Annotated in this window: 22 protein-coding genes; 16 read left to right on the top strand and 6 right to left on the bottom strand. The window is 37.3% G+C overall.

Annotated elements, in window-relative coordinates; translation table 11 throughout:
- Positions 1 to 60 precede the first annotated feature (60 nt).
- The 7 genes from tagU (at position 61) to QUF93_RS27440 (ending at position 7,570) form a co-directional block, all read left to right on the top strand.
- Positions 61 to 966 (top strand): polyisoprenyl-teichoic acid--peptidoglycan teichoic acid transferase TagU, encoded by a 906-nt coding sequence (gene tagU, locus QUF93_RS27470; protein ID WP_289375897.1) that lies wholly within the window; start codon positions 61 to 63, stop codon positions 964 to 966.
- A 143-nt stretch (positions 967 to 1,109) separates the two neighbouring features.
- Entirely contained in the window at positions 1,110 to 2,102 is a 993-nt protein-coding gene (galE, locus tag QUF93_RS27465; RefSeq protein WP_044439456.1) for a UDP-glucose 4-epimerase GalE, read from the top strand.
- A 120-nt stretch (positions 2,103 to 2,222) separates the two neighbouring features.
- Positions 2,223 to 2,894, top strand: a complete 672-nt coding sequence (locus tag QUF93_RS27460; protein WP_215580178.1) for a response regulator transcription factor — start codon at positions 2,223 to 2,225, stop codon at positions 2,892 to 2,894.
- A gap of 11 nt (positions 2,895 to 2,905) precedes the next feature.
- Positions 2,906 to 4,336 carry a HAMP domain-containing sensor histidine kinase gene (locus tag QUF93_RS27455; RefSeq protein ID WP_070145540.1) on the top strand — a complete coding sequence of 477 codons (1,431 nt, stop codon included), beginning with the start codon at positions 2,906 to 2,908 and terminating at the stop codon, positions 4,334 to 4,336.
- A 66-nt stretch (positions 4,337 to 4,402) separates the two neighbouring features.
- Positions 4,403 to 5,185, top strand: coding sequence for a DUF3919 family protein (locus tag QUF93_RS27450; protein WP_016130902.1), 783 nt, complete (start codon positions 4,403 to 4,405; stop codon positions 5,183 to 5,185).
- Entirely contained in the window at positions 5,182 to 6,216 is a 1,035-nt protein-coding gene (locus QUF93_RS27445) for an ABC transporter substrate-binding protein (protein ID WP_071743897.1), read from the top strand. The genes QUF93_RS27450 and QUF93_RS27445 overlap by 4 nt, the downstream gene beginning before the upstream one ends.
- A gap of 19 nt (positions 6,217 to 6,235) precedes the next feature.
- Complete coding sequence (locus QUF93_RS27440; RefSeq protein WP_016130900.1) at positions 6,236 to 7,570, top strand: MFS transporter; 1,335 nt, start codon at positions 6,236 to 6,238, stop codon at positions 7,568 to 7,570.
- A 310-nt stretch (positions 7,571 to 7,880) separates the two neighbouring features.
- On the opposite strand, the gene QUF93_RS27435 is transcribed toward QUF93_RS27440, so the two are convergent.
- Positions 7,881 to 8,189, bottom strand: coding sequence for a hypothetical protein (locus tag QUF93_RS27435; protein WP_142273901.1), 309 nt, complete (start codon positions 8,187 to 8,189; stop codon positions 7,881 to 7,883).
- A 384-nt stretch (positions 8,190 to 8,573) separates the two neighbouring features.
- Here QUF93_RS27435 and QUF93_RS27430 point away from each other — a divergent pair, with 384 nt between their 5' ends.
- From QUF93_RS27430 to QUF93_RS27405, 6 genes are all read left to right on the top strand, one after another.
- On the top strand, positions 8,574 to 8,711 hold the full coding sequence (locus tag QUF93_RS27430) for a hypothetical protein (protein WP_289360802.1): 138 nt from the start codon (positions 8,574 to 8,576) through the stop codon (positions 8,709 to 8,711).
- A gap of 239 nt (positions 8,712 to 8,950) precedes the next feature.
- Positions 8,951 to 10,141 (top strand): efflux RND transporter periplasmic adaptor subunit, encoded by a 1,191-nt coding sequence (locus QUF93_RS27425; RefSeq protein WP_016130899.1) that lies wholly within the window; start codon positions 8,951 to 8,953, stop codon positions 10,139 to 10,141.
- Positions 10,138 to 10,818, top strand: coding sequence for an ABC transporter ATP-binding protein (locus tag QUF93_RS27420; RefSeq protein ID WP_000631628.1), 681 nt, complete (start codon positions 10,138 to 10,140; stop codon positions 10,816 to 10,818). The genes QUF93_RS27425 and QUF93_RS27420 overlap by 4 nt, the downstream gene beginning before the upstream one ends.
- On the top strand, positions 10,815 to 12,017 hold the full coding sequence (locus tag QUF93_RS27415; protein ID WP_289375894.1) for an ABC transporter permease: 1,203 nt from the start codon (positions 10,815 to 10,817) through the stop codon (positions 12,015 to 12,017). The genes QUF93_RS27420 and QUF93_RS27415 overlap by 4 nt, the downstream gene beginning before the upstream one ends.
- 127 nt (positions 12,018 to 12,144) lie before the next feature.
- The gene (yknW, locus tag QUF93_RS27410) at positions 12,145 to 12,825 is read left to right on the top strand and encodes a YknW family membrane protein (protein WP_000425723.1); all 681 of its coding nucleotides are present in this window, start codon (positions 12,145 to 12,147) and stop codon (positions 12,823 to 12,825) included.
- 217 nt (positions 12,826 to 13,042) lie between these two features.
- Positions 13,043 to 13,513, top strand: a complete 471-nt coding sequence (locus QUF93_RS27405; RefSeq protein WP_289375892.1) for a sigma-70 family RNA polymerase sigma factor — start codon at positions 13,043 to 13,045, stop codon at positions 13,511 to 13,513.
- A gap of 54 nt (positions 13,514 to 13,567) precedes the next feature.
- On the opposite strand, the gene QUF93_RS27400 is transcribed toward QUF93_RS27405, so the two are convergent.
- The gene (locus QUF93_RS27400; RefSeq protein WP_289360799.1) at positions 13,568 to 14,074 is read right to left on the bottom strand and encodes a competence protein ComK; all 507 of its coding nucleotides are present in this window, start codon (positions 14,072 to 14,074) and stop codon (positions 13,568 to 13,570) included.
- 190 nt (positions 14,075 to 14,264) lie between these two features.
- On the opposite strand from QUF93_RS27400, the gene QUF93_RS27395 reads away from it, so the two are divergent.
- Positions 14,265 to 14,663: a DUF4359 domain-containing protein gene (locus QUF93_RS27395; RefSeq protein ID WP_002191205.1), complete on the top strand. Its 399-nt coding sequence runs from the start codon at positions 14,265 to 14,267 to the stop codon at positions 14,661 to 14,663.
- A 20-nt stretch (positions 14,664 to 14,683) separates the two neighbouring features.
- Here the strand turns inward: QUF93_RS27395 and QUF93_RS27390 are convergent, their stop codons facing one another.
- Both QUF93_RS27390 and QUF93_RS27385 read right to left on the bottom strand, forming a co-directional pair.
- The gene (locus QUF93_RS27390; protein WP_289375891.1) at positions 14,684 to 14,899 is read right to left on the bottom strand and encodes a DUF2922 domain-containing protein; all 216 of its coding nucleotides are present in this window, start codon (positions 14,897 to 14,899) and stop codon (positions 14,684 to 14,686) included.
- 97 nt (positions 14,900 to 14,996) lie between these two features.
- Positions 14,997 to 15,221, bottom strand: a complete 225-nt coding sequence (locus tag QUF93_RS27385) for a DUF1659 domain-containing protein (protein WP_000257694.1) — start codon at positions 15,219 to 15,221, stop codon at positions 14,997 to 14,999.
- Between the two features lie 111 nt (positions 15,222 to 15,332).
- Here QUF93_RS27385 and QUF93_RS27380 point away from each other — a divergent pair, with 111 nt between their 5' ends.
- The gene (locus QUF93_RS27380) at positions 15,333 to 15,818 is read left to right on the top strand and encodes a VanZ family protein (RefSeq protein WP_016130893.1); all 486 of its coding nucleotides are present in this window, start codon (positions 15,333 to 15,335) and stop codon (positions 15,816 to 15,818) included.
- 29 nt (positions 15,819 to 15,847) lie between these two features.
- Here the strand turns inward: QUF93_RS27380 and QUF93_RS27375 are convergent, their stop codons facing one another.
- Entirely contained in the window at positions 15,848 to 18,604 is a 2,757-nt protein-coding gene (locus QUF93_RS27375) for a DEAD/DEAH box helicase (RefSeq protein WP_289375890.1), read from the bottom strand.
- Complete coding sequence (locus QUF93_RS27370; protein WP_289360797.1) at positions 18,588 to 20,207, bottom strand: SWIM zinc finger family protein; 1,620 nt, start codon at positions 20,205 to 20,207, stop codon at positions 18,588 to 18,590. Before QUF93_RS27370 ends, QUF93_RS27375 begins: the two co-directional genes overlap by 17 nt.
- A gap of 158 nt (positions 20,208 to 20,365) precedes the next feature.
- On the opposite strand from QUF93_RS27370, the gene QUF93_RS27365 reads away from it, so the two are divergent.
- The gene (locus QUF93_RS27365; protein WP_289360796.1) at positions 20,366 to 20,857 is read left to right on the top strand and encodes a zinc ribbon domain-containing protein; all 492 of its coding nucleotides are present in this window, start codon (positions 20,366 to 20,368) and stop codon (positions 20,855 to 20,857) included.
- The last annotated feature ends 5 nt before the right edge of the window (positions 20,858 to 20,862 follow it).

Below are 20,862 nucleotides of genomic sequence, written 5' to 3'. Positions count from 1 at the left end.
ATTGATACTTTTATTATCCGGATATTTATTCAGAATGATGGAAAGAAGAGGTCTATAATAATGAAAAAGAAAATCCTATTTTGGATATTAGGAATCATAGGAGTATTAATTATAGGTGGAGGAGTCTACGCTTATAATATATATTCTTCTGTTTCAAAAACATTAGATGAAGTTCATAAACCTTTAAAGCGTGATCAAAATAATAAACAAGAAGAAAAAATCAATAAATCTGAACCTGTTTCAATCCTATTACTAGGTGCAGATGAACGCGGTGAAGATAAAGGACGTTCTGACTCTTTAATGGTTATTACTTTAAATCCGAAAAACAATTCTATGAAGACGTTAAGTATCCCTCGTGATACGTATACGGAAATTGTCGGTAAAGGAAAAAGTGATAAAATTAACCACGCTTATGCGTTTGGCGGAGTAGATATGTCTGTCGCAACAGTCGAAAAATTCTTAGGTGTGCCTATTAATTACTACATAGAAGTTAATATGGAAGGATTTAAGGATATTGTTGATGCTGTGGGCGGTGTTGATGTAAATAATGATTTAGAATTCTCTCTTGAAGGAAAGGACTTCCAAAAAGGGAATATTCATTTAACAGGTGATCAAGCTTTAGCGTATACTCGTATGCGTAAAGAAGATCCACGTGGTGACTTCGGTCGTCAAATGCGTCAACGCCAAGTGATGCAAGCAGTTATTAAAAAAGGTGCAAACTTATCTTCTTTAGCAAATTATGGAGATGTACTTACAGCAATCCAAAAGAACGTGAAAACAAACTTAACACAAGATCAAATGTTTGATATGCAAAAGAATTATAAGAATTGCTTGCAAAATAGTGAAGATATTCAAATCCCAGGTGACGGACATAAAGCAGCTGACGGTATTTGGTATTACTATGTTCCGGACGCAGCGAAGCAAGATTTAACAAATAAATTAAAAGCAAATCTTGAGCTGAAATAAGTAATAATACGGATAAACCCAACTCTTTTGGAAAGAGTTGGGTTTATTTTTTGTTTTTATATTAGTATTATATAATGTAAGACTATTAGACGAGGTGAAGGGAAGTAACTATAAGATTCTAACATATGAGCAGGAGGAAGAACATGAGTTCAATTTTAGTATGCGGTGGAGCTGGTTACATCGGTTCTCACGCTGTAAAAAAATTAATAGATGAAGGCCTATCTGTAGTAGTAGTTGATAATTTACAAACTGGGCATGAAGATGCGATTACAGAGGGTGCAAAGTTTTATAAAGGAGACCTTCGTGATAAAGGTTTTCTAAGAGATGTTTTTAAACAAGAAAATATTGAGGCGGTTATGCATTTTGCAGCTGATTCTTTAGTTGGCGTTAGTATGGAGAAACCTCTTCAATATTATAATAATAATGTGTATGGTGCACTTTGCTTGCTAGAAGTAATGGATGAGTTCAAAGTAGATAAGTTTATCTTCTCTTCTACTGCAGCAACTTACGGTGAGGTAGATGTTGATCTTATTAATGAAGAGACGGTAACAAATCCAACGAATACGTATGGAGAGACGAAGTTAGCGATTGAAAAGATGCTTCATTGGTATAGCCAAGCTTCTAATTTAAAGTATAAGATTTTCAGATACTTTAATGTAGCTGGTGCAACGCCAAACGGTATTATTGGTGAAGATCACCGTCCCGAGACGCATCTTATTCCTTTAGTTTTACAAGTAGCTTTAGGACAACGTGAGAAGATTATGATGTTTGGCGAAGACTATAATACACCAGATGGTACTTGTATTCGCGATTATATTCATGTCGAAGATTTAGTAGCAGCTCATTTCCTTGGTCTTAAAGATTTACAAAACGGCGGGGAAAGTGATTTCTACAACTTAGGAAATGGAAATGGGTTTAGCGTTAAAGAAATCGTTGAAGCTGTTCGTGAAGTTACGAATCATGAAATCCCAGCAGAAGTAGCACCAAGAAGAGCGGGAGATCCAGCACGTCTAGTTGCTTCTTCACAAAAGGCGAAAGAGAAATTAGGATGGAATCCACAGTATGTAGAGGTTAAAACAATTATTGAACATGCTTGGAATTGGCATCAGAAGAAACCTCATGGCTATGAGAAGTAAGTAGAAATGGAAAAGAGAGGGTATCGTCGTTCAACATATGTTCGACAATACCCTCTCTTTTTTTGTATGATTTTTGCTATACTAAACTGTACTATAATACGGGATGGAAGGAGGATGATGATGAAAATACTTGTAGTTGATGATGAATCGAGTATCCGCAATTTAATTCGGATGCAGTTAGAGATGGAAGGATATGAAGTATTGACGGCAGCTAATGGGAGAGAAGCTTTAGAGAGATGGAATGAGCAGCCGGATGTACTCATTTTAGATGTGATGCTTCCTGATACGGATGGGTATGAGTTATTACGTTTATTCCGAGAGAAGGATCGTGATATCCCAGTGCTTATGCTGACAGCAAAGAGTCAGATGAATGATAAATTGCTTGGCTTGCAGCTTGGTGCGGACGATTATGTGACGAAGCCTTTTAATTATGCGGAGCTTATTCTTCGTGTGAAAAATATGAGTCGGCGTGTGAGGAAGGAGGAAGTGTCTTCTACTCATGAGGTGATCCGAGCAGGGGAATTGGTAATTTGTCCAAAGGAAAGAAAGGTACATGTGAGTGGGCAAGAAATTCAGTTAACGTATCGAGAGTTTAATTTATGTCAGTTGTTTGTTTCGAATCCTCAGCGTGTGTTCATGAGAGATGAGTTGCTTGAGAAAGTATGGGGATTTGAGTATATCGGAAATACGAGAGCGGTTGATATTATGGTGCAAAGACTTCGAAAGAAACTCGGGAATAGTGGGGAGCATATTAAGACGATTTATGGTGTTGGATATAAGCTTGATTGCTAAAAGGTGATGATATGTCTTTAAAACGAAATATGGTGTTTGGAATAGTTGGATTGTTGATTCCAATTCTTGTTCTTTTGTATGCGGTTGTTTATATTGCACTGGAGAAGAATGTGTATCATAATGCGGCAGATTCCTTAGAAAAGTTAAGTGTGGAAGCGCAAATTTATACGATGAATTATTTAGAGAAGGAAGCAGAAGTAGAGACGCTAGGTCCTAATTCACTTTTAATCGCTTCTTATTTAGCGAAGCGAATGGATGTCCGGGTACAGATGATTGGGAAGAATGGAGATGTTGTTGCAGATACACAAAAGGGAGCATTACTTCATCGAAATATCGACATTGAGAGTTCTTTGAAGGGAAAGAAGTCTTATGTTTTTGAGGAGGGAGACCCCGCTCCAATTCTTTTGTTTTCAAGTCCGGTTTATTATGGAAACGATGTCATTGGAAGCATTCGTTTCATAAATGAGCTAACGGATGAGAAGGAAGTTTTAACGAATGTGAGTTGGACGTTTTTAATGACATCTCTTTGCTTAGTGGCCGCCGGTATTTTCTTTGCGATTCGTTTGGCGAAGTCTCTTCATAAACCAATTGATCAGTTAAGGCAAATGGCGCATCGGCTTGCGAATGGAGATTATGAAAGTAAGATTGAGTTAAATGAGTATGTGGAAATTGCGCAGCTTTCAGCGTCCTTTAATGCGATGGCTGACGGAATTGAACTACATATTAAACAGTTGAAGGAAGAGAAAGAGAAGCAGAAAGATTTCTTAGATCGAATTACGCATGAGTTGAAAACACCGTTAACAGCGATTATCGGTTATGTAGATTTAATTCCGAAGTTACAATCTAAGGAGGATGTGCAGGAGAGTCTCCGTTATGTGGCTGTAGAAAGTGAGCGTCTATTATCACTTGTAGAGGAATTACTTAAGTCTTCAAAGTACGGGAAGAGTACGTTTGAAGTGTCACCTACAGTCGTGAATATAAAGGAATTGGCGGAAGAAGCAGTTTCGATTGTGAAACTCAGGTTGCGGCAGTTTGAAATTGAAGTTATGAATGAGTTAATGGAAGTACACGTCGTTGCGGATTTTGATAAGACGAAGCAAATTTTCTTGAATGTGCTTGATAATGCGATTAAATATAGTGATGCTACGCGAGTTCGTATGAATGTAATTATAAATGAGCAGGAAGCAAAGGTTTTTGTTCATGATGATGGTATTGGTATGGATGAAGGTGTGCTTGCAGAGTGGAATGAGTCTCCGGAAGGTAAGGTGCTTCCTTCTAGTTACGGGAATGGCTATGGTTTATACATTTGTCAGGAGATTATGAAGAAGCAAGGCGGGAGTATGCGAATTGAGAGTAGTGAAGAAATGGGAACTACAATATGTATGACATTTTTACTCCCAAGACGGATGGAAGACATAAAAAACTTGAAAGCGGTTAAATGATACATTTATGAAACAATTATGCGGTATTTTCGAAACAACGTTTTTTTATCTTGGAGGTAGGCAGAAATGAAAAGGCTATCATTTCAAATTCTTGTGTTTGTCTTTTGTATGATCGTTTCTCTTATTTTGTTTTATGTTATTGAGAAGCAAATATATAATCGAATCACGATTGTGGATGACAAACAAGCCGTTTTACAAAGAGTGAATGAATCCCTTCCTACTGAAGTGAAAGTAAGGCATGAGAAGTGGGGAGAAATTGTTGTAACGGATGAAGTTCGTTTGCATACGATTGTTTCATTCTTTGACCGAATTCGAGTAGAACCGAGAGAAGCGAGGAATCAAGAACAAGTATTTACTGGAGAAGTAACGTACTTGAATGGACATAAACGTACTTTTGCAGTAGGTGACTTGTTCCAGTATGAGGCTAATGTATACGGAAAGAATGGTACGGATCCGATGATTTCAGTATTGCAAACGTATTTGTTAAGTCTGTATTATACACCAGAGCGCATTAGTAATTTCTTTGCGGAGGCAAAGGAAGTTGTAGTGAGGCAAGGGGATGTAATACGTACTATAGATCTTACGCAAATATTTGATTCTATTCGATACGCAAAGCAAATTACAGATTACGGAGAAATTCAGAAATTATTACAATCACAGAATGAACCGACTGCTTATATTACTGCCTATAAAACAGGCAAGCGTGTAAAGAATGAGCGAGAGGATATTCTTACGATTTCTGTGTATCCATCGTACTTTGTTGTGCAATATCTCGGTGATAATAACGGGAATGTCATGTATATGAAAGGCTCTCTAGCAGAGTTATTCGTAAAGGAGAATGCGTCATGAGAAAGATAGCCTTTTTCTTCTTTTTGCTAGTAATTGGAGGAGCGATGTCTAGTTGCTCTCGAGATACAACCTCTATTAAATATAATAAAAGTGGTCTCCCTATTTTGGAGGATCGTCATCTTGTTGCATATGTAGCGGCCCGCGAGGAAGTTGGTGAGGCATTGCTTTCATCATTTTGTAAACCGCGAGGATGTACGTATGAATTTATTCGTCTTTCGACAGAAGAACTTCTTCGAAGAGTGGAAGAGGAATCTGGAAATCCGAAAGCGGATATTATTATTGGCGGTACAGTAGATGCACATCAAATGATGAAGCAAAAAGATCTGTCTATTCCTGTGACGAGCCAGCATGCGAATCGTATTTCAAAAACTGTTAAAGATAAAGATGGTTATTGGTACGGTTACGAAGTAGAGAAATTGGCAATCGCAATTAATAAAGAGCGGTGGAACGAAGAAATAGCACCGCTCGGTCTACCGTATCCATCCAGGTGGCAAGATTTATTAAACTCTGCGTACACTGGAAAGATTGTTATGCCAGATCCAAATGTTTCGGGTACTGCATATACGTTTTTTCAATCACTTATTGATACTTTAGGTGAAGAGGAAGCGAAGGCGTATGTGAGGCATCTTGCAGGACAGGTTGGAGAAGTAACCGTGAATGGTTACATACCAGCAGAACTTGTGGCAAGTGGTGAATATATGATAGGCATCAATTTTATGGGAGATCAGAGAATGCTTCAAAAACGAGGATTTCCTATTTTAAGTAACGAACCTGAGCAAACAGGTTTGTCTGTCAATGCGATTTCAAAACTAAAACGTGCACCGAGTGGTATTATTGCGGATTTATTTATTGATTATTGTTTATCAGAAGAAGCGGGTCACATTTTAGAAAAAGTTTCGTTTGGAGTACCAACGATGTTTGCGAAGAATGAGAAAGAAATAGAAGGACAGCCGGTTAGAAGGACGAACCAAAATATATCAAATAGTGGAATAATCGAGATATGGAATAGACAGCGTCTCTCTCAAAAGTGAGAAAAGGAGACGAGAGTATATGTTTAAATGGCTTAAGCCAGCACCTGCAATTGAGAGATTACCAGCGGATATGATCGCTAAAGTATATACATTACTACGTATTCGTGTGCTAATCGGAATCTCAGTTGGATATGCTGCTTATTATTTAGTTCGCAGTAATTTTACGTTATCAAGTACGTATTTAGTACAAGAATATGGTTTTAGTACAGCTGAAATTGGACTACTAGGTTCAGTAATGGCGATTGTTTATGGATTTAGTAAGTTCTTTATGGGGAATTTATCAGATAAAGCTTTTGCCCAGCGCTTTATCGCAGTCGGATTATTCTTATCAGGGCTTGTAAATATTTGTTTCGGGTTTGCATCTTCTTTTGGAATGATTGTTACATTACTTGTCCTGAACGGTATTGTACAAGGTATGGGAGCACCACCTTGTAGTATCGTTATGACGAAATGGTTCTCAAAGAAAGAACGTGGTACGAAAACAGGCATTTGGAATATTTCACATAACGTTGGCGGAATGCTTGTGCCACCACTTGTCGGAATCGGTGTAGGCATTTTCGGTGAAAGTCATTGGCAAGGCGGCGTGTTTATTTTCCCAGCGATTATCGCAATGGTAATTTCAGTTCTTGTTTGGATCAATGCGAAGGATACACCAGAGTCTGAAGGTCTTCCTCCAATTGATGAGTATCGTAATGACTATGAAAATCTTGAAAAAGCAGATAATGCTAACAAGATGTCACCAAAAGAAATTTTAATGAAATACGTAGTGAAAAATAAATTTGTATGGTTCTTATGTATTGCGAATGCATTTGTTTATTTAATTCGTTTCGGTGTTATTAACTGGGTCCCACTTTATTTAACGACAGTTAAAGGTTTTTCAAAAAATGAAGCACATGCAGCATACGCAATCTTTGAAGGTATGGCAATTCCAAGTTCATTAATTGTTGGTCTTTTAAGTGATAAATTATTTAAAGGGAAACGTATGCCATTGTGTATTATTAGTATGGTTGGAGTTGTTATTGGTACGTTTGTATATTGGCAAGCGACTAGCGTACTTGTTGTAAGTATTGCCGTTTCGATTATCGGATGTTTAATTTACGTACCACAGTTCTTAATCGGTTTAAGTGCGATGGAATTAGTACCGAAATTTGCAGTAGGTACGACAGTTGGTATGTGTGGTCTGTTCGGTTATGTGGGCGGAAGTCTTGTAGCAAACGCAGCAATCGGTGTTATTGTTGATCGTTCTGGCTGGGACGGTTGCTTCATCTTACTATTAACAGGTGCCGTTTTATCAACAATCTTCTTGTTCATCGTTCAACGTGGGCACGAGAGAAAAGATACAAAAGTAGCGTAATAGTTAGTTAGAAAAGCTATCCAAAGATTATTTTGGATAGCTTTATTTGTATAAAATAACAATCCCTTAAAACTATCTGAAAAGATAAGGTGTCATATTTCCGATCATTAGAAGTTTTGTTGCAATATAATTGATTGTGTAAAACGTTATAAAGTGGGTGTAATAATATATATAAGTTTACTATAAAGTATCATCATGTATAAATGGCTTCAGGATAACCGATAATGTTTGTAAAAAGCATAAGAGGAGAACAATACGCTATACCATATAAAATACAAAAATCACATCTTTTAAGATTTTATAAACGTTATTATAATATAAACTCCGACAGTGAAACATTCAGCTCCGTTAATGATAACTTCAGCATTGACAGTCGAACATTCAGCTCCGTTAATAATAACTTCAGCATTGACAGTCGAACATTCAGCTCCGTTAATAATAACCTCAGCATTGACAGTTGAACATTCAGCTTCGTTAATAATAATCTCAGCATTGACAGTCGAACATTCAGCTTCGTTAATAATAACTTCAGCATTGACAGTCGAACATTCAGCTTCGTTAATAATAACTTCAGCATTGACAGTCGAACATTCAGCTTCGTTAATAATAACCTCAGCATTGACAGTCGAACATTCAGCTTCGTCTATGATGATATCAGCTTTGACTAGCAGAGTGTTATTTTAAATAAGATAATCTTTTTATTATACCATAAGGTCTTTGTTTTTATCCGCTGTCTATGGAGGAAATGTTTCTCTGCTTGGAATACAGTGAGACAGTTGTCTACTTATTTTTAAAAGATTTTGTAGACATGTATGATTTTCTTTTGTTCGGAATAGCTATAAGTCAATATTTGTAGACAAAAAGAATATAGTCTCAAAAAAACGTCTACTTTTCGAGACATTTTTTTTGAGACTATTGTCGCATGTTTTTATTCGGGTGAAACTTTAGTATAGGGGAGATGAACCTATAAACGTAGGCTTTTTAATACTAAAGTGTAGGACTTATGCTTATATGGTTATTCATTGATCACCTTGGTTGGAACGGCTGCTTCCTGTTGCTATTAGCAGGTGGCATTTTATCAACAATCTTCTTGTTCATCGTTCAACGTGGGCACGAGAGAAAAGGTACAAAAGTAGCGTAATGGTTAGAAAAGCTACCCAAAGATTATTTTGGATAGCCTTATTTATATAAGGTAATCTTTTCCTTAAAACTATCTTAAAAGATAAGATGTCATATTTCTAATCATTGGTATTTTTGTTACAATATAATCGAATGTGTAAAACTTTGTAAAAGTAATGTAATATTATGTAATTGTTTTTCAGAAAGTTTTATACAATTTGACTGTTTATTAAACTATTAAGTTATAAAAGGAGAGAGAATATGTTACCAAATACGGTTCGTACTCCAAACAAGAAGAAGAAATGGATTATTGTCGGGGTTATTGCACTAATTGTTATTGTAGCAGCAGTGAATATTTTTGTTATGCAAGGTAAGAAGAAAGGTACGGCGAAGACAGATGCTGTAAGTTTTGAGAAAGTAACGGAGCGTAAACTTAATAATACGAAGTTAATTTCGGGTCAGGTGAAGCCGGGGAATATTGAAAGCTTCTATGCGGATCCAACTAAAGGAAAAGTGAAAGATATTGCGGTGAAAGAAGGGCAAGAGGTAGAAAAAGGAACGAAACTCTTCTCTTATGATAATGAAGAAATTAATCTACAGATGAAGCAAGCTGAGCTTGATCAGAAGATGGCTGATATGCGTTATGATCAAGGGAAAAAGAAGATTGATTCGTTGAAGAAAGAAATTAAGAAGGCAAAAGATAGTGGGGCTGGGAAAGAAGTAACAGACCCAATGGAAGAGCAAGTAAGTGAGTTAGAAATAGCGCAAAAAACAACTGACCTTGAGAAAGAGAAAGGGAAGTTACAGAAAGAAGAGTTAAATAAAAAGCAGAAAGAGCTTACGATTTATAGTAATTTTACTGGTGTTGTTCAAAAGTTAGATAAAGATGCGGCACAAAGTTCATCTCAAGCGTTAGGTGGACAAGGAAAGGCGTTTTTACAAGTTGCTTCTAAAGATCCGTTCCAGGTTCAAGGTACGTTAACTGAGCTTCAAAAGTCACAAATTCAAAAGGATCAAACATTTACTGTAACTGCGAAAGCAAATAATAAGAAGAAGTGGACAGGTAAGATTACAGAGGTAAGTGAATTCCCAACGAGTGCAGAGATGGCTCAAGCTGGTGGTGTAGGCGAAGCGACTCAAAATATGTCTCAATATACATATAAGGCAAGCCTTGATAGCCAAGATGGTTTATCTCCAGGTTATCACGTTTCATTGCAAGTAAATTTAGAGAATAAGACGATGATTGCTGTTCCAAGTAAGAGCATTGTAGAAAAAGGCGATGATGCATTTGTTTATGTTGAGGATAAAGGAAAGCTTCGTAAACAAAATGTGAAAAAAGGTTCTACTGATGGAGATTGGACAGAGATTGTTGAAGGCGCAAAAGTGGGGCAAAAGGTGGTTAAAAATCCTTCCGACGACGTGTATGACGGAATGGAAGTGAAAGAGAAATGATTACGTTAAATAATATTGCTAAAACGTATTATCAAGGGAAATTGGCAGTGCCGATTTTGCACGGTATTAGTTTAACGATTCAGAGCGGTGAATTTGTTTCGATTATGGGGCCGTCTGGTTCTGGTAAATCAACGCTTATGAATATTATCGGTTGTTTAGATCGTCCAACAGAAGGTGAATATATGCTGAATGATGTGAATATCTTAACAGCAGACGAGTCAAAGCTTGCTTTAATTCGTAATGAATATATCGGTTTTGTTTTTCAGCATTTTAATTTGCTGCCACGTCTTTCAGCAGTAGAAAATGTTGAACTTCCGCTCGTATATGGTGGCGTGAAGAAAGCAGAGCGTCGTCAAAGAGCTCTGGAAGCACTTGGTAAAGTTGGTTTGTCCGACAGAGTTCATCATTTGCCGAATGAGTTATCAGGTGGACAGAAGCAGCGTGTCGCTATTGCGAGGTCGATTGCGAATAATCCAACGTTCATTATGGCCGATGAGCCAACAGGTGCGCTTGATACGAAGTCTGGTGAGCAAGTTATGGACATTTTCACGAAGCTCAATGCAGAAGGTACGACGATTGTTATGGTTACGCATGAAGAAGAGGTTGCGGCTTATTCTTCTCGCCGTATTGTACTGAGGGATGGGAAAATTACAGAAGATAGAAGGTGTGCGGTATGAGTTTACTAGATAGTATAAAAATCGCCTTATCTTCTATTCTAGCTCATAAACTGCGTTCTGCTCTGACGATGCTCGGTATTATTATCGGTGTTGGTTCTATTATTACTGTCGTTGCAATTGGGCAAGGCGGGGAAGCAATGCTGAAGTCGAAATTCGCAGGTTCTGGCGGTAATAACCTTATGCCAATTCAATTTAAACCAGATATTAATGATGAGTTTGCTATGGGTGGATTTGAAATGCCAAAGTTAACTGAAGAGGATATTTTGGAAGTAAAACAAGTGAAAGATGTTTCACACGTTATTACGACAAACCAGAATTCAGAGGTGCTTGATGTAAATGATAAAAAAGCAAATCTGAATGTTATTGGTCTTGATAATGAATATTTTGCAGTTAATAAAGTAAAGGTCGTAAAGGGACGTACTTTAAATGAATCAGATATTTCTCATGCAAATAACGTTGTGATGATTAGTACAAAAACAGAAGAGACTTTATTTAAGGACGTAAACCCAGTTGGACAAATTATTGAGATGAAGGGGCAGCCAATGCAAATTATTGGTGTGTATAGATCCGATAATGAGTTTATGGGATTTGAAATGGAAGAAGCGTTAATCCCCCTTACGTTATGGCCTATTTTATACGGAACAGATGATATTCAAAATATCGCAATTCAAGCTAAAAATGTAGACGATTTAGAATCCGCTGGGAAACAAGCTGTTGATGTATTAAATAGTCGTAAGCCAAGTGAAATTCCAGGTAAATATGAACTGGTGAATTTAAAAGAATTCCAAGAAAATGTTTCTAAAGTTACTAATATCATGACGATGATCATCGGCGGTATCGCTGGTATTTCATTAGTCGTTGGTGGTATTGGAGTTATGAACATCATGCTCGTATCTGTAACGGAGCGTACGCGTGAAATTGGGATACGTAAAGCACTTGGAGCAACACGTAGTAAAATTTTATTACAGTTTTTAATTGAAGCCGTTATGTTAACGCTTCTAGGTGGTTTAATCGGAATTGGTCTTGGATATGGCGGGGCATATATCGTTTCTACATTCGCAAAATGGCCACCGCTCGTTTCATGGGAAGTTGTCGTTGGAGGCGTACTGTTCTCTATGACACTAGGTATTATTTTCGGATTAATTCCAGCGAACAAAGCTGCGAAATTAGATCCAATTGAAGCACTTCGTTATGAATAAATTATTGGTGTAGTAGAGAAAGGGTTCTCTACTACACATTACCGTTCTAGTGGGCGGTTCGTAGCCTCTAAATGAGGATATGAACCGCCCGTTAGAACGGGTTATATAAATAGAAGGAGGCGTTATAATGGAAATGAATATTAATACGCAAGATGAAGGTGCGAAGAAGCCGTCATTATTTGGAATGGTTACTTCTCCAGGCTTACAGTTTGAGAGAATGAAGACGAAAAGCCCAGTCTGGGGAGGATTTTTCTTATTTCTTTTAATGGGGACAATCTTATCAGCAGCGGTAGCTTATTTAGGGTTACTTAATACTCCGGAGCTAGCGAAGTTGGTTAAGGATGATACGACGGGGATAATGAAGTGGACTACACTTGGATTTGGATCTATTGGAGGTCTAGTTGGAACAGCTGTTGGTCTTTTTGTGGTAGCAGGATTTTATAAAGTTATTATGATGTTTATGAGCAATGATACTCCATATATGAAGATATTATCTATTTATATATATGCCAATGTGGTCTTTTATGTTGGTAGTCTTCTCAATGTAGCTTTAGGATATATTCTTGGTGGGAATGGCGCTGATAAATATACAAGTTTAGGGCCTTTATTTGAACAGGGAACAATTGCATATGGCATTGGTTCTGCATTTGAAGTCTTTAACATTTGGAGCTTAATTTTAACTGGCTTAGGCTTGCATATCGTTGCTGGTTTAAGTAAAAAACAAGCAATAATTTTAATTTCTATATTCTTTATCCTTACAATTGGGTTTAGTATGTTAGGTGGCATGTTCTCTGATTTTGGTGCATAACATATTATTTTAAAAAGGTGACTCTCTCGAGAGTCACCTTTTTTATTTTTACCCCTATTTCAAATACCCCCATCAGAATTTCAAATACTGCCTAGTATAACTTCAAGTTCCGTCAGCAGTATTTGAAATTACTCACAATGAAATTTCTTTTTTTATTTTATATTGTAGAGGTACCGCGGAATACTGAAGAGGTATACCTTTTAGAAACGGGTACTTTGTGAAGCCAGAGACTTTTGCAGATACGGTTGTTTTGTATGAAGGTATGATTGTAAATCAAATAAAGAGGTTAAATATTTACCAAGATTATGAAGAGTATTATCAATGTGGTTTAATTGGCCTTTGGCATGCTTATGAAAGATATGAGGAGGAGAAAGGTAGTTTTCCTGCTTATGCGGTTGTAACGGTACGTGGTTATATATTGGAGAGGTTGAAGAAAGAATGTGTAGTGCAAGAGAGGTATGTATGCACTGATCAGTATGAGGAACGATTTGAGTGTGAAGATGTAGGAACGAGAGCGAAGGACTTTATGAGTGTGTTAGATGATAGGGAGAAGCACATCATTTCAGAGCGGTTCTTTGTAGGGAAAAATATGGGGGAGATAGCCAATGAAATAGGGATGACGTATTATCAAGTGAGATGGTTATATCGACAAGCGCTTGAGAAAATGCGAGATAGTGTAAGGAGATAAGAATAATAAATAGAATGGAAGGCAAGGGAAATATTGCGTTCCATTCTATTTGCTTTAATACAGTAAATGTGGCAAGAGGTTTTTTACGTGTAGTGAATCTTTCATGTTCATTCGGGATAATACATGCCCAGCTTTCAAGAATTGTTGCTGCAACTTATGAGGGCTGATTAGTATTGTTACGGTAGTTCCATTTGAAAAATGAATAATCGATGTTTTAGTTTTCCTAAAAAACTCTATATCATCTATATGGTTATAGAACAACCAAATACAGTTTGGAGAAGAAGGAGATTCTGTTGGGAAAACGCAAATATATTCTCTATGATTAATTGGAATCGGAACATTTCGTTTGAAATTAAAGTTTGCTTGGACTGCATGCCGTCTACCTTGATAAGTAGAATGAACATTTGTTAGACAAGATTTCTTTATAAGTTGGATAGCTGTTTGGCAAGAGTGCAGGGGGTCACCGCTACTGTCAATAATTGTTGTCCGGTAATAAGGGTGTTTGCAAGGTTCGAGCATCATTGTAGAACGAGAAATAAAAACATCATTTTCATTATCCATGATTCTTAATCCTCCCTCATAGAGTTCAATTCATATATAATTATATACGGATTATGTAAAGTCACTATTAATCTTCTGTTGCGTATTGTAAATTTTTACTGTTCGTTTACAATCAATAGATGATAGTCTTTCTAATTTGTATTGCTTGTACATATATATGAAAATAGAAAAGAGTAGGCGGTGATATAGCATGAAGAAAAAGTATATTATTATGGTTCTAGCTGTTGTTCTCTTAGTTTATTTAGCAAATAGTAATCCGGGTAAGGGAGAATATACGGATTGGGCAGCAAAACAATTTATGAAGCGTAATGATGTGAGTAAGAAGCTAGACGAGGTTGAGAAAGAAAACAAAGAGGGTATACTTGGCGATATAGCATCGGCGGGAAAGAAATTGGCAAATAAGTATGTTGAGCCACAAGTTGGATTATTAATCGATCATTATACAAAGCGAAATGATTATATTTTCTTCTCGACATATAAGACAGAGTTTGATGTAGGCGGAGAGAATTATAAGTATGTTTGCGTTGGTTTTTCAAACATCTTTATCCCGATTGAAATGCCGAAGAAAAAAGACGAATCTGCAAAATAATGCAGATTCGTCTTTTTGATTTACGGAGTAATCTGAACTTCAGATATGTTTTTTTCTATGAGGCGAGCTCCTTTTTTACGAGCATTTTCACCAATTGATGAAAATACAGATGAAGAAATAATGGTATCCATCACTTGATTTGCGACTAGTTCATTTACTGGTGTGATGGGATTTTCGATAGAAAAGGCTACTGTTTTTCCATCTTCTTTCACGAAAATTAACTCTAGTACTTGCATGTTTCATTCCCTCCTTTTTATTTATCCCGCAACCGCCCGTTTGGTGTGGGCTAATAATCAGTGGGGTAAGCACCCCCCCACTGATTAAAGTTTCACTTTACAGGTTAGAAAGATCTGACGTGCTTACAAGTTGTACAGCTTGAAGTGATGATTGTTGTAGTGAAGCAAGAGCACGTGCTACTTCATGCACTTTGCCTAAATCTGCATTTGTTTTCACACGTTTGAATTGTTTGTTCTTTAAAACTGTTTTACCGTTTTTGTCTAATCCTCCGTTTAATACAAGGCGTAAAGTTAAATCCATTACAATTGTTTCAACTGCCATGTTTATCACCCCCTTTCACTTTATAAATAGGGGGTAAATGTCATGTTTTGGCGTGAAATTTTTTCTTTTTTTTGTTACTCTTAAAAGACTAAGAGAGGAGCTTTCGGGAGAATGAATCGTAAATGGTTATTTTGGATTCCTGTATTACTATGGATGGGGATTATTTTCTATTCCTCAGCACAGCCATATAAAAAACAGGATATGCGCTCAGATATTGAGCAATATGTAAATGCTGAGTTTGTGAAAGAGCATTTTTCATGGGTATCTATCGATTATGGCGGAGGTACACCTGTTAGCATCGCAAATAAAGGTGTAAGTGGATTTGTTGAGTTTTTCCTTCGTAAAGGTGCTCATTTTATGGTGTTCTTTATGCTCGGTTCATTGACGTATTACGCTTTTCATCGATCGGGTTATTCGAGAAAAAGATGCTTTGTATACGCCCTCCTTTTCGTTGCAGGGTATGCAACATTTGATGAAATTCATCAATGGTTTACAGGAGATCGTACACCGATGTGGCAAGATTCATTGCTTGATACGTGCGGTGGGTTAACAGGAATTATAATAAGCAATTGGTTTTGGCATAGAAAAAGGAGCTAATCTCATTTAGAGATTTGCTCCTTTTTGATTTATACGCCAAGTAATTCTTTTAGTTCGTCTGTTGATAGTTCGGTCATCCAACTATCGCTTGTAATGACGGCGTTGTTTAATGATTGTTTTCTTTCTAACATTTCATCAATTTTCTCTTCAAGCGTTCCTGTTGTAATGAGTTTATGAACGTGAACGAAGCGTTTTTGACCAATCCGATATGCACGGTCTGTTGCTTGGTTTTCTACAGCTGGGTTCCACCAACGGTCATAGTGAATAACATGGTTGGCAGCAGTTAAGTTCAATCCTGTTCCGCCGGCCTTTAACGATAAGATGAAAATGTCATACGTTCCGTTTTGGAACTGCTCGATCATCTTGTCACGTTCTTTCTTCGGTACGCTCCCGTTTAAGAAGAGGACGCGCTGACCGAATGTTTCTTCTAACATACTTTTTAGCATGTTCCCCATGCCAATGTATTGAGTGAAGATTAAGCAACTTTCATTTTGATCTTTTATATTTTGGGTGAGATCCATTAACGTTTTTGTTTTCATAGAGCGTTCGACGATGTTTTGTGGTTCTTCTTCTTTCAAATAAAGGGCTGGGTGGTTACAAATTTGTTTTAGCTTGTTCAGCATAAGTAATATAAATCCGCGTCTTTCTATTCCACTTAATCCTTCTACATTTTGTAATGTATCTTGAACAAGTTGTTCATATAAGGAAGCCTGTTCACCAGTTAGTGGACAATAAGCTTTTTGTTCTTGTTTATCTGGCAAGTTTAATGCGACTGTTTGATCTTTCTTCGTACGACGCAGTAAAAACGGCGAGATAAATCGTTGAACTTGCTGGATTTTTCCTTCATCGCGGTCCTTTTCAATTGGTGTGACGAAGCGGCGCTGGAATTGTCCTAAGCTTCCTAGATATCCATGATTGATAAAGTCGAAAATAGACCAAAGCTCAGCAAGTCGGTTTTCCATCGGTGTACCGGTCAAAGCAATTTTATGATTTGCTTGCAAGTTTCTTACTGCTTTCGACTGCTTCGTATGTGGGTTTTTTATATTTTGTGCTTCGTCTAAAATAACAGCGTCCCAGCATAACGTACTAAGTTCTTCTTCATCAAGCTGAGCTAATGCATAAGAAGTTAATATAACATCTGCTGATTGAAGAAAATCTTTAAATGACTCATCCTTAGCTCGGTTACTTCCATAATGTAATTGGACACGTAAACTTGGTGCAAAACGTTCAAATTCTTTTTGCCAATTTCCAAGGACTGATGTTGGTGCCACAATTAATGCAGGACCTGTTTGGAGATTGTTTTCTTTAGCGTATAGTAAGTAAGTTATCGTTTGAATACTTTTTCCGAGTCCCATATCATCGGCTAATAATGCTCCAAATCCAAGCTTTCGTAAGTATAGCAACCATTCAACACCGTGTTGTTGATACGGGCGGAGTGTTGCTTGTAGCGAAGATGGTACATCTACTTTTGGAATATCTCCAATGTGCAGAAGTTTTTGGAAAAGCTCTTCATAATATCCATCTAGTTCGATTTCAATATCGGTAAACGGACTATCGTCTTCTACAATTTCTGTTTCCGCCGTATTAGATAAATGTTGCTGCAACACGTCTTTCATTTCAAGTCCATATTTATCGGCACGGTGCATTAGTTTTTTTACTTCTTCAATAAAGGCAGGATCAAGTCTCATCCATTGACCATTTAAATTGAAAAGACGTTTGTTCTGCTCAACGAGTTCGAAAAATTCGCTTTCTGATAAATCAATACCGTCCGTTGAAATGCGCCAGTCGAAATTAACGAGCGTATTCATGCCGAAGAAAGACTGTGTTTGTGCTGTACTTTGCTTCAGCTGTACGCGTAACCTTGGTTTTGTTGCTTTTAAATTTTGCCACCATGATGGTAGTAAAATTGTAATACCTGCTGCGAGTAATTCATTGCTTGCTTCGGTTAAGAAGTTCCAAGCTTCAGTTTCAAAGAGTTCTTCTCGGAACTTATCGTCCTCTTTTAGCCACGGTACGAGCTTACTGAATCCTTCTTGTGTTTCAAGAATACGTTCTTCGTAATCGTGCCATCGTTTTGGCAAGGAATCGATACTTTCATATACATATATGCGATGCGCACCACGTTTTGGTGTAACGATTGTTTCAAGCTTCCACATTTCAAATTCTTCTTGCGGTTCTTGTAGTCTTAATCCAACTGTAAATGGAAGATCATCTTCAATGTAACCAATTTTTCGAAGCCAATCTTCTTCATGTAGTGCTGCTTCCAATTGCCTTTTCGTAAAGTCGTAATGTTCATATAGTCTCTTTGCATCTTCCCATCCGTCATTTGAGCGAGCATCTTGCAAAATACTTTCGTTCACAGCGGCAGAGAAAAGAGATGCTAACATGTCATCTTCAATTGAGGTATTCTGAACTTTCCAAGATGGCTGCTGAGACCAATACTTCATGTCAGGTGTGAAACTGCCGCTGACGAAAGCGTCCCATAATTCACTTGCGTCCTTTGTAAGCGCCGTAATAGGACCGTTCATTTGCATATTTGCAAATGAATTCATTGGTTTATTTGCGATGTATTCAAATGCCTGGGCATTCGTTAACATAACGCCTTGTTTTCCCTCATATGTTGCTTCTTTTAAAAACGTTCCGTAGAAGGAAGTAGAGTGCCATGCGAATGCGTTTTTTTTCCAAGTTGCTACGGGTAAGAGCGTACCGCTATCATCTTCTCCCCAAAGGAACCAACCTTGACTAACGTGCTGGAGCCTAATTGTTACTTCAGTTTGTATGATCATCGATTAATTTTCCTCTCCGTAATTCTTCTTGTAGTGCACGCAGACGTGAATGTAAGTTAGCGATATGAATAATGAAAGCATCCCATTCATCAGTTCGCTTTAGTCGTTTATAAAGCATACGTAATTTCTTTAAGTAACGAACGGCACGTTTATATGATTTGCGATTTCGCTCTTCAATTGCTTCCATTGCGGCATGGTGATAAAGAGGAAGTGCTGCTTCGGGCGCTTCTTTTTCAATATCTTTCAATGGTTCTTTCAAAAGTTCGATTACTTCGAATCCATATAAGAGCTGAAGTTCCGTCCATGCATGGTATTGTTTCTTCGCTAGTACGTATTGCTCATAGTTCGTGAAACTATAAGGTAATAGTTCTTGTAAAATCATTTCTAATCCCGCTTGTTCATTCGTATGCGTTGCATATGTCTCATACATCATCACAAATAATCGAACGATATCTTGTATGAAGACGGTATTCTCTTGTTCCATTATCGTTTCCTTTACTTGTTTATAAGTAAAGGAAAGCCAGCTTTTAGCACGGTCCCATTGCATCGCACTTAATAACTCTTCTAACCAATAGAAGTAAAGGCTCACAACAGAAGCAGGCTGTTTTTTGAGTGATTCCATTGCCGATAAATCTTCATTGTTTAAAAAGAGCAGATGAGAAGATGCTAATGCTTTGGAAAGTGGATTGATTTTAGTATCGATTCGTTTTTCTTCTTCTTGTAGCTGCTCTTCTGTTCTTAACAGTTCACCCCATAGGTGACGATAAATGAAGAATCGTTCTTGTGTATAGGCATCGGTAGAGAAGAATACTTCATGTACGAGCCGAGCTGTTTCTTGTAAAATCGGTTTGGATTCTTCTGGAATCGCCTCGGTTTTTAGGTCCCTAACGATAGATTCAACTTTATCAACGAATAGGCGAACGACGTTAACTGGTTGGTGATAAGAATATAGTTTGTTTGCTTCAAATTCTTGAATTTCTTCTAATAATTTTTGAAAGCAATAAAGTGCCGCGTGCAACTTAAATAATTCATGAATAGCAACGATGCGCGGAGCTTTCCGTTCTAATTTTGTATAGAAGTCTGTAAAAAGACTCATAAGAAAATACATTTGTTTATAAGTGAGCCGCGCTTGTTCTTTTTTAAATGATTCATATTCATTTTCAAAGTACGTTTGCCAACTTTTATAATCCATTTCTTCAAAAGCTGATGATTGCAATACTTGTCGTGCAGTTCGAATAGGAGGAAGGGAAGGTTTCGTATTATTTTTGAATAAAGTTAATACATCTCCTACCTGCCCAAAACTAGAAGCTGCAGATAGTAACACAGCAAGCATATGCTCACATTGCGTTGGCGCGAAGCAATCGCAATAGCTTTCAGTGACATTACGAATCGGGATGTGAACGCTATATACACTGCCTTCAGCATTTACAGTTCCGGATAGCGTATAGCCATCAAAGTCAACGTTATAGACAACACCACTACGATATAGGTGCCGAGCTGTAGCGACATGTTCCTGATCAGCAACTTGCTGCGGATCAAGCCCTTGAACGAACTCATTCGCAATCATCATAATTTCATCTTTCGTAATTGAGTGTTGCAGCATAATATTCCTCCGTACACAGATTTCTTTCCTTTACCATTATAAACAAAAAATGCTCAAAACAGAAAAAATGAAATTCTAATTACACAATTAGAAAATCATGGTAATATATATGAAGTTAATTTTGTATATTACCATATATTTATAGGGAGAGAGTCAACTTGTCAGATTTACAGACGAAATTAGGTAGTGGAATGAATAAGTTACAAGAGGGAATAGAACAAGGAAAGCAGAAGTTGCAAATTGCACAAGAAATTGCTCAATTGAAAAAAGGAATACAAGTGCAAATGCAGAAAAAAGCAGGAGTTTTATTAGAACTTGGACAACAGGTATATGTTCAACTAAGAGGAAATGGAGTAAATGAAGCGAGTTTAAAAGAAATGATTTCTCCAATTCAAGAGTTTGATGTTGCTATTTATCAAGCGAGAAAACGCATCGTTGAATTGCAAAAACAACAAGGCGAGAAAGCTACTTGTGAATGTGGTGGGCCTTTATCAATAAATGATAGGTTCTGTGGTTCATGTGGAAACCCTAACCCGATGTTAGCGGTAGAAAGTAATAGTGAACAGGAAAATTGTATTACATGTAATGAGTATATTGATAAAAACGCTACTTACTGCCCGGTTTGTGGAATTAAGCAAAGTGGGGAGTGAATAAG

This window comes from Bacillus hominis, from assembly GCF_030348325.1.
GTDB lineage: Bacteria > Bacillota > Bacilli > Bacillales > Bacillaceae_G > Bacillus_A > Bacillus_A hominis.
The sequence above is the reverse complement of the archived record's forward strand: the minus strand, read 5'-3'. Positions and strand labels throughout refer to the sequence as shown.